Consider the following 13,825-nt stretch of genomic DNA (forward strand, 5'->3'; position numbering starts at 1 on the left):
GATTTCTCTCTGAATAATTTATTATATCATATCGATGACTCTATATATAGATGTTAAGAATAATTATCGAATTACAAAACCCCATAGGCAAGTATACCCATGGGGTTCATATTATTTATTATGTTGCATCTGCCACTTTTGATTACGACGCAAGGTTAATAAGCCTTCTAACACGGCTTCGAATTGTATAAAACTCAATGTATATGGTTGATACATATCTGGTACAACCTTGTAAGTAATAGTAACCTCAGACTTATCGTAATCATAGAAGATACCATGTAAATTACTCATTGTTGTATAACCAGTTTGAGCTTGTTCCAATGTTGGAATAGGCTGATTTTTTAGATTTCCTAGTAGATCGCTAATGAAACCTTCCTTACGACCTTGGTCATTGAGCATTTCATCCATAAAACTACGTAGACTATCCATGCAGTGATTAACCTCGTTGATCTAACAATAAGCCATTATGAATTACACGAACAGCATCTTTTACGCGATCTTCAGCAACAAGACAAGAAATACTAATTTCAGAAGTAGAAATGATTTCAATATTGATACCTTCTTGGCTCAAGATATCAAACATTTGCGCAGCTACACCAGGTTGTCCTAACATGCCTGCACCAATAATGGAAACTTTCGCCATTTTTTCGTCAATATTAACAGCTTCAATATCTACTGCTTTTTGTAATTCTTCTAATACTTCTCGAGCTAATACCACATCATCCATAGCTACTGTAAAGATAAGATCAGTTTTTGGTTCTCCCACGGAACGGATAGATTGAACAATCATATCTACGTCAACGTTTCTAGCAGCTAATGCTTTGAATACAGTCGCTGCAACACCTGGTTTATTTTCAACGCCTACAAGAGCTACTTTTGCTGTATTTGTATCATCAGCTACGCCAGTAATTACGTGTTTATTTGCTTCCACAGTATAATCCTCCCGAATAATAGTACCTGGTTTATCACTAAATGTAGAACGTACATGAATAGGTACACCATAACGGAAACCCATTTCTACGGCACGCGGCTGCATTACACCTGCACCAAGGCGTGCCATCTCAAGCATTTCGCCATACGTTACTTCTTCTAATTTGAAAGCTTCCTTCGCCACGCGAGGATCTGTAGAATATACGCCGTCTACGTCCGTAAAAATCTCACATACATCCGCTTTCATAGCACCTGCCAATGCAACAGCTGTTGTATCAGAGCCACCACGGCCTAATGTCACCATATCACCATATTCAGTTATACCTTGGAAACCAGCAACTACCACAATTTTACCTTCATCCAAAGCTTCAAACACACGATTAGGATCAACGCCCAAAATGCGACCTTTATTAAACGTATCACTACTTGTGATACCTGCTTGATCACCTGTTAAGGATACAGATTCCTGACCACGTTCGTTAAAAGCCATTGCCATCAATGCAATTGTTACTTGTTCACCGGTAGACAACAAGCGGTCCATTTCGCGACCATACGGCTTGGATGTAACTTGTTTAGCTAAGGCCACCAAGTCATCAGTTGTATCACCCATAGCAGATACAACAAGAACGATTTTATCGTCAGCTTGCTTCTCACGAAGAACGCGATCAACAATATTAAATATTTTTTCTGGTGTAGCTACGGAACTACCACCAAATTTTTTAACGATTAAGGCCACAATAATCCCTCATTTAACTATGTTTACTAAATATCAATATGCATATACTTTACCACAAACAAATAGCACTGTAAAGGGATGTACAGCAATTAATCCACTGGAGTGATACAAAACTCCTTTTTATGCGGACATTAAAAATCAAATAATATGTCTATAATATTATGAATATGCATTAAACAATCCTAACATGTATTAGCCATAATGCCATTAAATATCTACTATTAAAAGTTTAACTTTGCCTCATTATTAAACTATGTGAACACATAGATATACAAAAAGACCAGCCCTAGGACTGGTCTTTATTAGTTGTAATAGTTAATTAAGCAACTACGATATCTTTTTCGGATTCCCACAAACCGTGGATATTGCAGTAGGAAACAGCGATCAATTTACCAGATTTTTTCAAAGCTACTGCTAAAGTACCTTCAGAAACTGCTGCTACAGGACCTTCGTTTGCAGTTGCACCGTCACCATGAACGTTGAACTCGATAGCGCCAACTTCGAATGGTAATTGAGTGCCTTCAGCTACGAAGTACAATTTAATCCAATCAATGTGATGTTCTACAGTGTTTGGATGTGCAATGTCTTTACCTACGGATAAAGTAACGTGGAATGTTTCACCTGCTTTTACAGTGTCAACTGTTTCGATAACAGGAACGTGTTTTTCAGTAGCGAAATCGCCAGATTTAATGTAATCATGTACAGCCATAGTTAACCTCCTGGTTAGTCTTATATACATACTTAATGTCAAGAATATTGAGCACCTCTGTGCTTATGACTATATTATACATTTTCGATATAGTTTTAGCAAGTTCTTTTTCGATTTTTTTCGATTTTTTTGAATTAAATCAAAATTCTATTCCTTTAGCAGCTTTTATGCCCTTTTCATAAGCATGCTTTACTACCTTCATTTCTGTTACAGTATCCGCCATATCAATGATTTCAGGTTTAGCATAACGCCCCGTCAAAACAACATGAAGTCTTTTTGGCTTATTTTTAAGCATTTCCACTACAGAGTGCACATCGATAAGCTCATAATTAATGGCATTATTTATTTCATCCATAACAATTAGATCCCATTTGTCGGAATTTACTTCCTCTACTAATGTACGCCAAGCGACTTGTGCTGCTTCTTTGTGACGAGAAAGCTCAGCTTCCCCAACTTCATCCCGTTTATAGTAAATAAAGCCTTTTCCCATAGAGCGAATTTCAACTTGATCACCTAGTTTAGCGAGACCTGCCAATTCACCATAGCCATTGCCGCTCTTAATAAATTGTAATATAAGAACCTTGAAACCTTGTCCAACAGCACGCAAAACAACACCTAAAGCAGCTGTTGTTTTACCTTTACCATTGCCTGTATTAACTAGAATTAAACCTCGTTCATTCATAATAGCTCCTTTAATACGAACCTGCCCCTTAGAACTAACTATTCCCAATCAATAACATCTCACTAGTACTTAGCTATGTAATCGCAACAATACTTATGAATGTATTTACGATAATACTTATAAATGTAATTGCGATAATACTTAATGATATAAACCGATTAAATACATCAATTACTTTTGAGCTTTATAAGTAGCACATGTATCAACAAAGTGTTGTGCCCCTTCATCAGAGCCAGCAAAGTTCAAATGTAAGTAAGAAGCTAATACATTTTTTGTTGCATAGCCGCCGTCATACGATTGAGGTTTACGGCCTCCTTCTAAATGAAAAGCCCATGGGAAGTCATCTATAGTTGGCTCCATTGTAGAGAAATGAAACTCATGACCACGAATAGCTGTATTCATAGCGCCTAATAAAGTATCTCTCTTTGCAGTTGCTGTAACATACCCCACCTTTTGAAGCTTTTGTTGCATCACACAATTGGCAGGTACAATACCTACAGTTTTATATACAAAACCTTCAAAGTCATGAATGCTTTCACAAAGATACATAAGGCCACCACATTCGGCATAAATAGGCATACCTTGTGCATTAGCTTGGCGAATGGATTCCTTCATAGACTCATTGCTAGATAACTGGAATAAAAACATTTCTGGGAAGCCACCCCCAAATACAAGTCCGTCTACATCAGGAATTACCGAATCATTAAGCGGACTAAAATAAACAAGCTCAGCCCCTTTTTCCTCTAACGCAGCAAGACTAGCTGGATAGTAAAAAGAGAACGCCTCATCATAAGCTACACCGATTTTCACACGTTTTTCAATTGTTTTAACATCTATAGCATCTGGTAGTTCGATAGTTGGTGCATTAGTAGCAATTTCCAATAGTGCATCGAGATTTACCATTTTCTCAACAGCTTCTCGAATCGTATTAATCGCCTCTGTTGGATCAATTTCAGTAACCGGTGTAAGTCCTAAATGACGTTCTGGAGAATGCATACGATCATCACGATAAATGGCACCAATAACAGGTACGCCAATTTTATCCATCCCTTCACGAACCATACGCTCATGATTAGCTGAGCCTAAGCGGTTCAAGATGACACCGCCAAAGTTTACCTCTGGGTCATAATCACGGAAACCTTTTGCAATAGCAGCCGCACTTTCACCCATAGCCTTGCAATCAATAACGAGCACCACTGGTGCATTTAACTGTTTAGCAATTTGAGCTGTAGAGCTAACACCTTCTCGCCCACCATCATAAAGGCCCATAACACCTTCAATAATGGCAAGGTCTACATCGTGCGCCATAGTAGCAAAGAAAGGATTTAATTTATGAGGTGGCACGAGCCACGTATCTAAATTATAACTGTCACGGCCGGATGCAATTTTATGAAAGCCCGGATCAATATAATCCGGGCCCACTTTAAAGGATTGCACCGTACGTCCACCATTTGCATAAGCGGCCAATAAGCCCGCTACGATAGTTGTTTTACCAACACCAGAATTAGTGCCAGCAATGACAACACGTGGAATCTGTACTGTGTTCATAGATATTACCTCGTAATACGATGTGTTTGTTAACGATCCTTGCGTTTTGCAAGAATTGTAGATAAGTAGTTGAGTTTAGTATCTTTTGGCATATTATCTAAACCTATAAATACTTGCTCATCAGGCAAGCCTACACGGCTAATCATAACCGCATCATCTGCCATATTATGTTTAATCAAGGTTTCTTGTACTTCATCAAAGTTTTTATATACCTTCATGATAACTGCATCATCTGCAACAGCTAATACAGCATCGATTTTTTCTTTAGGCGCTGTAGCTGGAACGATGGCCAATACCTCTTCCTTCTCTACAATTGGATAGCCAAGGTGAGATCCGATAGCACAGAATGCAGTCACACCAGGAATTGTTTCAATTTCATGACCTGTATTTTCAATCAAACGATATACATACATATATGTACTATAGAACATCGGGTCACCCAATGTTAAGAATACAACACTTTTACCTTCATCTAAGTAAGACAAGATAATGCGTTTAGCCTCTTGCCAACCTTCCTCCTGTGTAGAATCATCCAATACCATTGGGAATACTACGGGAACGATTTCTGTATGTTCTTGAATATATGGGGATGCAATATCAAGGGCTACGGAACCATCTTTTTTTTCTGTTTTAGGTGTGATGATAATATCTGCTTCACCTACGATGCGAGCAGCTTTCACAGTCATTAATTCAGAATCGCCAGGGCCTACGCCAATACCATATAATTTACCTTTCATGGGTATCTCCTATTCTTATAGTCACACTCTATTTATAATTGCAATATCTTTTATTATAACCAATTTATACAATATATACAAAGATACTATTTAATATTTGGAATTGCAGGACGATGTGGGCTACGTTTGCCATACAAATCATCGATACAATCTTGCACATGTTGACGGAAAATATCATGAATCGCTTCATATTCACCTAGAGCACTATGAATTGGTTTAACCGCATATCCTGCTCCAGAAAGTTCATTAACAACACTATCCTCTTCCTCACCAAATAAATCATTTTGTGCATGATCCCCGAGTACCAATAATAAAGGATGTACATAAATTGTTTTTGGACGTTTACCATCAAGCCATTCCCAAGGCATTGCTACATCTGACACATATGGTGCGTTTTCAAGTACAGCAATACGCACATTCGTAAGTCCATTACGGATTAGCTTAAACTGTAAATTACCATATGAAGAATTGCCAGAACCAAGACCTCCATGACCGACCAATAACAAACCATCATCTTTGGAAATATTAAGAGATTTAATGAAATGGTCAATCAAGATTTGGTAATCATCTGGGTGCTTTTCTTGTCCCATATAGTATACGAGAGGTCTACCTACACGTAATACTTCGAGTTGTCCTTCCCCTTCATGAGCAAGGATATTATTTTTCAATTTATCGAACTCTTCACCACCGGTGAAATGAAGTGGCTGCACATATACATGTGTATAACCTTCTCGAATTAGTTTTTCTAACGCCCCTTGTTCAGTAGGAATCTCAATACCACGCTCACGTAAGCGCTTAACGATGATACGAGAGGAAAAAGCTAATTCTACAGTATAATCCGGATACGATTTACGAATATGTTCTACTACGGAATCGATATTATGTTCACGAGCACTGTCCACAGTGGATCCAAAGGCAACAACTAAAATAGCTTGTTTCATGAATGTCTCCTTATATTAACTAATAATGTATCTTAATCATACCATAGACCATTCTATAGGGGCATACCGTGGTACGTATAAAATAGAAATTATTCTTATCTTTCATGGTAAAAGTAAAAATCCTCCTCATTGGATGTCCAACAAGGAGGATTTTTATTAATGTGAAAGAGTGGAGTGTTGTATGTCTAATTATGTAATAGCAAAAATCAAGAAATCAAACCTTGCGCTTCTAAGCGAGAATTTGTCATGACAGGTTTTACGGATTCTCTAGGCATGGGCCGTTTCCGATCAGACATGCGGATAGCTTGACCTAAATGTTTCAAAAATAAATCTTGTACATGTGGGTTTTCCCCAAGCCCTTCATTCCAGATGTCAACATTGTAGCCTTCCTCAGCGAGTAAAGCATAAATGGAATCGGAGCGTTCACCGCCAAGATAATCCATTAAATGTGTAGAACCTATGAGAGCCAATGGTACAACTAATAAATCTTTATGCCCCATACGATCCAAGAAAGTAAGAGCTTGTTTAAAAGTAGGGAAACCATTTGTAGTAAATACTACTACATTTGGTGCTGCACCATACATCGCCTTTAATTGCAATGTACTGAACTCTAATTGATTTTGACCATTCGCCATGAGCACAACAGATTTATTAAGTGCTTTTGTATTAACGTGACGAACAATGCTTTCTAATGTTGCTTCATAATCATCGGCATAATTTTTTACACCTAAAGAGGTAAGCAATGGTTTACCAATATTTACCTGGCTAAAACCATATTCATTGCTATGTAAAAATTTTAATGCTTGTTTGCGCATTTGTTGGTAACACTGATCTGCCACCAATGTAATAGGTTGAATGTACACCTCATCGATACCCATACGAGCGAAATCTTGCATAGCCTCTGTGAAAGAAGAAATCTTATCTTCGTATTTCTCATTCCACTTCTCTACTAATGCATCAGATAAGAATACGCGGCGTACCTCCATATCACTATACATGGAACGTACTTTTTTCTCTATACTGCCAATGGATTTCTCCACAGCATCTTGGTAAATTGATCCAAAGGATGCAATAATTATGCCTTTCATATGTGACCTCCATATTACTCATACATGAAACAACTTTCACAATTGAAAATTGTTATCAACTACTATGTAATAATAGTACAAGATTAATCTATAGAAGTCAATGAGAAAAAATATCAAAATCAACCAAAATAATGTATAACCGATGCAACACCACATAAAACAAGTAAAAACATAACAATGAACTTAATTCGACCTATAAAGGTATCATACATTCTCTTGTCGTCAGCTGTGATTTTGCCTGAGCGATTATGACGCCATAGATCAAAGACACAAGCAATACAAAGAATAATAATCAAAATATACTTCAAATATGACGAGATAATTCACCATTAATAAGCCAAAGAGACCAATTACAATATTCTCAAACATACCAACCTATCAATTTTCTCTAAAAATAAATAAAAAATCAATTTCAGCATTTGATTGTCTCATCATTATAGGTTGGCTTAAAAAATAGCATATATAAAACATATACGTTTACAATAGGAACTACTATAAAGAAAAGCCAAAGACCACTATTTCCACTATCATGAAGACGACGAACAAGTAAACTTATATAAGGTACTAATATAATAATAGCGACTAAGACGTCAATTATAAAAATATTAACAACATAACTATTCAATATATCAGATATATTTATATAACTTAATAACATTGATAGCACAGAAAATAGCATAGTAAATATCATCAGTTCATCTCTAGAAGATCGGCCCTCAAAATTAAAAATATCTTTAATGAGAATTTTTTGGAGAACTTCCATAAACTCAAACTTTTGCTCTTTTATAGCATTACCAGACCTTAATGTATCATCATAGTCCTTTTTACCAATTAAATTATTCCATAATTTTCTAATCTTACTCTTTACAATTTTAATATTTAAAGGATCCATTACTAAATAAGAGCCATCCCAAAATCCGGATGCAGGTCTATCACCATACGAATTCTTTTGGCTTCCAGGAATTAAAAGTAATAAAAAAATCATTCTATTCATTACCATGAAAAAAAAGGGTTTATTAAGAGAAATAGTTGTATCCGATACCGCTAAAATATAATTACTAGGACTTACAAAAAAATCACCACCACAATATAAGGTAATAAGGGAACTAATTACAACAACACATAAAATACCTATATATCTATGAATCCCATAATCTTGACATCGATATCCCAATACAACTAAAAACAATATATTAGTTATCATATCAATCCCATAAAAAAAGGCGCTATATAATCTAGGGTTAACATAAAAACCTAAAGCCATTGTCATTAAGAATATAAATACTATCGCAGCATAATATGTTATTGCTGTTATAATATTTAAACGTCTATTTCTAAAAATATTAGAATCTCCTAATGCTCGTATATTAGCTTTGAATAAATTACAGTCATTAGGGATATTTATTTTAAGATGCATAATCTACCCTTTATATTTAGTAAAATTATTTTGAAAATCTGATTTACTCAATGGTATCCATCCTCCATTTACAATATTCTCAAACATATCTACCAATGGTGTTAAACTCAAAGGAGTCCAACACCATGTTTTAATTAAGAATCATATTAAAATCTAAAAGAATACTATCCAAACTATCACTAATCCATATAAAAATATGATTGCATGAATTGTTAGAATTGAATTAATTATATTTTTCTTTTTTCTCTCGTCGTCAGTATTTATATATTTATAACTATGTAACCATAATATACAACAATATATAATAACCGCTAATACCATACCTAAATAAAAATATATATCTGATACAAAATAGTTAGTTTCATACAGTTTATTTATTAAGTATCCAGCAATTAATACAGCAAGCAATATAAACTCTATTAGGACTTGTGATTTATTCTTTGCTTTATACATAAGAAAAATATCATATAATAACCATATACTAATGCCTAAAATTAATAAATCATATATTATAATCTATTTCCTATTTCATAGAATATAAACCTAGAGGTCTTTTACAAATTGCCAAGATCCCTTACCAAACAATAAGTAAAAAAGCTTTTCTACCTATCCTAGTATTATGTAGTAGATCGTATACATTCTGTTTTAAAAGAATTTGTTCTCTCTCAAAAAAACAAACATAGTCCTTCTCTCTTTTATATGATAATTTTATTTTACTAAAATTTTATATTTATATTTATTATATATCATATTTTGATGGGACGCCTACATAACTACAGTAATAAAAATGATGCCCTGTACTTGTGTAGCGACATCAGGAACGAGGAGCAAACAAGTATAGGGCATCATTTTTAATATATTTGTAGTAATGTTATGGGGCCCCATCAAAATATGCCTAAATAAAGATCAAATAAAATCACTTATATATTCACATATTCATATCCTTATAACCAATAAGAATATAATTATAAAATGTACTATCATACTTTATTCATCACATTAATTTATTAAAAACTTTTTAATTTCTCTATACTTCTAGGGGTATAGGGTTTATTGACACCTGTTTTCCGCTTTGTTACGATTGAAATAAGGTTATATATATGCAATGAATCCATAGTTTTCATATAATAGAACTATGTAAATGATTGCATATTAGTGTAGTTATAGTTATAGATAGGAGTATAGAAATGAAAAAACAATTAGCTTTAGCATCCGCTATTCTAGGTCTTGCAGTATCCTTTGGTGCACCAGTTGTATCTAATGCTGCATATCAATTAAATGAGGAAGTAAAAGATCCTACACCAGCATTGAAAGAAGCCGCTGCAATTGGTGTTCGTACACATAATACAGAAGCTTTACAAAACTTGCCAAACAAAGATGCTATGGTTGTTATGAGCTTTGGTACAACTTATAAAGATACTCGTGTGAAAACAATCGATGCTACTGTAGATGCTATTAAGACAGCTCACCCAAATACTAAAGTGATAACTGCTTTCACAAGCCATATTATTCGTGATCGTATCCAACAAAAAGAAGGTATAACATACCCTACGCCTGAAGAAGCTTTAGCTGAACTTAAAAAAGATGGTTACACTCGCGTTGCATTGGCATCTCTAGATGTAATTCCTGGTATGGAATATAACTACGATGCAGCAGTATATAATTTATACAAAAATGATTTCAAAAAAATGACACTCGGTACTTCTCTTATGTACTGGATGGGTCAAGAAAACCAAACTGACCAAGTTATTGAAACATTAAAAGCTGTTCAATCCCAATTCCCTAAATTAGGTAAAGAAGATGGTCTTCTTATCATGGCTCATGGTACTCCAGATCCTTCCAATGCATACTATTCTGTAATTCAAGACCGTATCCATACTCTTGGCATGAAAAATGTATTCATCTACACAGTAGAAGGTACACCAAATCTTGAACAAGTTATCCCTCAATTGAAATTACATGGTATTAAACATGTTACATTGATGCCTTTCATGATGGTTGCTGGTGACCATGCAAACAACGACATGGCTGGTAACGAACCAGATTCCCACAAATCCATTCTTGAAAAAGAAGGCTTCAAAGTTGACACTTACATCCATGGTTTAGGTGAAAACCAAAACATCCGTAACTTATTCGTTGAACGTGCTAACGAAGCTTGGGATGCATTAGAAAAATAATCAATATAACTAAGATCGTTATTGCATATATAACATTCATAGGAGTACATCATGAAAAAACTACTACTCGGTAGTATCGCTTTGGTTATGATTGTACTAGCACTAGCTGGGTGTGGTAAAACCACATCCAGCTCTTCTGCTACTACGAAGGAGTTGACCTTTAATGGTCAAACCTATACTGTACCAAAGGATCCACAAAAAATTGCTGTATTATCTAATTCTGTTTTATCTATGCTTTATGCTGTCGATGGTAAAGCCATTAGCCGTGCCAATACAACGGATAAATTAGCCCCAGAATTAGAAGCTCTACCCGCTCTTGGTCAAACTGCAAATATCAACATGGAACAACTATTAGGCTTGAAGCCAGATGTAGTATTGGGTTTAGTAAATCAACATAAAAAATATGAATCCCAATTACAAGCTAATAATATTCCAACCGTACTTTTTGATTACGATGGTATTAAAGATAATGTACCAATGTTAACATTCCTTGGCGAGTTAACCAACCATCAAGATAAGGCTAAATCTGTTATTAATACCTATGAAAGCAATATTACCAAGGTAAAAGATGCTGTTAAGAATCAACAGCCTGCACGTGTTGCCGTATTACGTGCCACAGGAAAAGGTGTAACTGCCGAAACTGATGAAGCAGTTACTGCATCTATGGTAAAAGAACTAGGCATGACAAACGTTGTTGCCTCCCACTTAGAAGGCACAACTAAGGATAAAACTGTCCCTTACTCTCTTGAAACATTGACTGCAGATAACCCTGATATTATCTTTGTTGTTACAATGGGTAAAGAAGAAGAAATTACAAAAGCTATGAAACAAGCTATGACAGATAATCCTGCATGGGCTAATTTAAAAGCCGTACAAAATAACCGCGTAATATACTTACCATCTAAACTATTCCTATTAAACCCAGGACTACAAACACCTGAAGCTATGGCACGTTTAGTTAAAGAAGCATACGGTATTAATGTTACATTCTAACATATTGTATCATGCGAAAGAGGGCATCCCCCAAATAGGGAATGCCCTCTTTTTCTATTAGTATCAAGCTACTCAACTAATCCTTTTACGCGCACATATTTTTTATTATCAAATGTATCAAGTTGTACATCTACAGAGAATACATCTCTAAACAACTCATCCGATATAATTTTACTTGTCTCTCCTGATACTACTAAATGGCCTTCTTTTATAACAGCCATATAATGTGAATATTGAACCGCCTGTGTTAGTTCGTGAAGTACCATGAGAACGGTTAAATCTTGTTCCTTATTTAATCGTTTCAATAACTCCATAATTTCTAATTGGTGATTAATATCTAAATATGTTGTTGGTTCGTCTAAGACTAATAATTTTGGTTGCTGTGCTAGCGCCATAGCAATCCAAACGCGTTGCCGTTCACCACCAGATAGGAATGGGATTAATTGTTCTCGCAAATGATTCGTTTTCGTGATATGTAACGCATAGTCAACAATCTCACGATCTTCTTTAGCCGTGTTTTTCCACCACGTTTGGTATGGATACCGTCCACAATATACCAATTCTTCTACAGTCATATCCTTTGGCATATTCGGTACTTGTGGCAAAAATGCCATTTGCCTTGCCAGATTGTTTTGAGAATATGATTGTAACGGTTTATCAAATATGGTAATACATTCATGAGGACTATGAATATATCCGATCATAGATCGTAAAAGCGTACTTTTACCACAACCATTAGGCCCAATTAATGTCGTAATTTTACCGATAGGAACCGATACATTAATGTCATGTAGAATATGACGATTACCAAGAGTTACGGATAACTGTTTTACATCAATAGCGGTATTCATTAGTTATCCCTCCTCAACAGATACAAGAAGAACGGCGCTCCAAAAAATGCCATAATAATGCCCACTGGTACCTCTATAGGGCTCCACATAACACGTCCTATTGTATCACTGACAACAAGAACTAGTGCGCCTAATAATGCGGATCCAGGCAGTAAATATGCATAGTCGTTACCGATTATAAGACGTAACATATGGGGAATAACCAAACCTACAAATCCGATAAGCCCAGCTATACTTACAGCACCAGCCGCTAAAAGAGCAGCCACTGCAGTCATAATAAACCGTGTTTGTTCTACCTTAAGGCCTAATCCCTTTGCAGTTTCATCACCTAAACTTAAAATGGTAAGTCGTTTAGCTCCTAAACAGGCAAAAATAAGACCAATTATAGCATATGGAAACAGCACTTCTACCTGAGGCCAACTGCGTGCAGCGAGTCCCCCTACCATCCAAAGCAATGCCCCTTGTACACGATCACCGAAGAATACAAGTAGTGCTGAAATACCTGAGCCTAAAAAGGCTGCGACCGCAACACCAGCTAAGATAATACGACTAGGTCGCACTCCATTTTTCCATGCTAATGCATACACCATGAGCGCTGCAGCCATAGCACCTAAAAAGGCCACTAAAGGAACTATATGATCATACCCAGGAAATAAAATAAATATGATAACACCAGCTAGTCCTGCACCAGAGGATACTCCTACAATCTGTGGATCCGCTAGGGGATTTTTCATAACTGCTTGCAAAATTGCACCAGATACAGCTAGACAAGCCCCCACTAACGCAGCTACAATATTGCGAGGCAATCGAATATTCCAAATAATTTGTGAAGATGTATCAGTTAGCTCACTAGACCATAATGTATGCCAAATCTCAGCTAATGATACGGGTGTTGATCCCCAAATAAGAGATATAATCATGCTCGTAATAACGGCGATGATTAAGATACAAATCACTGATACGCGAAATAATTTTCGTTCATTACTTGATGCCATATGAATCCCCTCTCAATAATA

General features: G+C 35.8%; 13 protein-coding genes. 2 read left to right on the top strand and 11 right to left on the bottom strand.

Annotated features, from left to right (window positions below):
* Positions 1-111 precede the first annotated feature (111 nt).
* From AAA071_RS02665 to AAA071_RS02705, 9 genes are all read right to left on the bottom strand, one after another.
* On the bottom strand, positions 112-429 hold the full coding sequence (locus AAA071_RS02665) for a hypothetical protein (RefSeq protein WP_004696238.1): 318 nt from the start codon (positions 427-429) through the stop codon (positions 112-114).
* 7 nt (positions 430-436) lie between these two features.
* Positions 437-1,666, bottom strand: coding sequence for an aspartate kinase (locus AAA071_RS02670; RefSeq protein WP_004696945.1), 1,230 nt, complete (start codon positions 1,664-1,666; stop codon positions 437-439).
* A 319-nt stretch (positions 1,667-1,985) separates the two neighbouring features.
* Positions 1,986-2,375 (bottom strand): class II SORL domain-containing protein, encoded by a 390-nt coding sequence (locus tag AAA071_RS02675; RefSeq protein ID WP_004696242.1) that lies wholly within the window; start codon positions 2,373-2,375, stop codon positions 1,986-1,988.
* A gap of 139 nt (positions 2,376-2,514) precedes the next feature.
* The gene (gene cobO / locus AAA071_RS02680) at positions 2,515-3,057 is read right to left on the bottom strand and encodes a cob(I)yrinic acid a,c-diamide adenosyltransferase (protein ID WP_077708516.1); all 543 of its coding nucleotides are present in this window, start codon (positions 3,055-3,057) and stop codon (positions 2,515-2,517) included.
* 171 nt (positions 3,058-3,228) lie between these two features.
* Positions 3,229-4,605 (bottom strand): cobyrinic acid a,c-diamide synthase CobB, encoded by a 1,377-nt coding sequence (locus AAA071_RS02685; protein WP_077708517.1) that lies wholly within the window; start codon positions 4,603-4,605, stop codon positions 3,229-3,231.
* A 29-nt stretch (positions 4,606-4,634) separates the two neighbouring features.
* Positions 4,635-5,342, bottom strand: a complete 708-nt coding sequence (gene cobI, locus AAA071_RS02690; protein WP_077708518.1) for a precorrin-2 C(20)-methyltransferase — start codon at positions 5,340-5,342, stop codon at positions 4,635-4,637.
* Between the two features lie 86 nt (positions 5,343-5,428).
* Complete coding sequence (locus AAA071_RS02695) at positions 5,429-6,283, bottom strand: sirohydrochlorin cobaltochelatase (protein ID WP_302131569.1); 855 nt, start codon at positions 6,281-6,283, stop codon at positions 5,429-5,431.
* Positions 6,284-6,489: 206 nt separating this feature from the next.
* Positions 6,490-7,371 (bottom strand): sirohydrochlorin cobaltochelatase, encoded by an 882-nt coding sequence (locus AAA071_RS02700; RefSeq protein ID WP_004696252.1) that lies wholly within the window; start codon positions 7,369-7,371, stop codon positions 6,490-6,492.
* Between the two features lie 412 nt (positions 7,372-7,783).
* Entirely contained in the window at positions 7,784-8,788 is a 1,005-nt protein-coding gene (locus AAA071_RS02705) for a DUF805 domain-containing protein (protein ID WP_156697604.1), read from the bottom strand.
* 1,187 nt (positions 8,789-9,975) lie between these two features.
* Here AAA071_RS02705 and AAA071_RS02710 point away from each other — a divergent pair.
* Positions 9,976-10,965 carry a sirohydrochlorin cobaltochelatase gene (locus AAA071_RS02710; RefSeq protein WP_302131568.1) on the top strand — a complete coding sequence of 330 codons (990 nt, stop codon included), beginning with the start codon at positions 9,976-9,978 and terminating at the stop codon, positions 10,963-10,965.
* A 51-nt stretch (positions 10,966-11,016) separates the two neighbouring features.
* Positions 11,017-11,958 (top strand): ABC transporter substrate-binding protein, encoded by a 942-nt coding sequence (locus AAA071_RS02715; protein ID WP_008601258.1) that lies wholly within the window; start codon positions 11,017-11,019, stop codon positions 11,956-11,958.
* Positions 11,959-12,026: 68 nt separating this feature from the next.
* Here the strand turns inward: AAA071_RS02715 and AAA071_RS02720 are convergent, their stop codons facing one another.
* Positions 12,027-12,809: an ABC transporter ATP-binding protein gene (locus tag AAA071_RS02720; RefSeq protein WP_008601260.1), complete on the bottom strand. Its 783-nt coding sequence runs from the start codon at positions 12,807-12,809 to the stop codon at positions 12,027-12,029.
* A complete protein-coding gene (locus AAA071_RS02725) occupies positions 12,809-13,804 on the bottom strand; it encodes a FecCD family ABC transporter permease (RefSeq protein WP_156697606.1) in 996 nt (331 codons plus the stop codon). The genes AAA071_RS02720 and AAA071_RS02725 overlap by 1 nt, the downstream gene beginning before the upstream one ends.
* Between the last annotated feature and the right edge of the window lie 21 nt (positions 13,805-13,825).

This window comes from Veillonella parvula (genome assembly GCF_040097785.1).
Classification (GTDB): Bacteria; Bacillota; Negativicutes; order Veillonellales; family Veillonellaceae; genus Veillonella; species Veillonella parvula_D.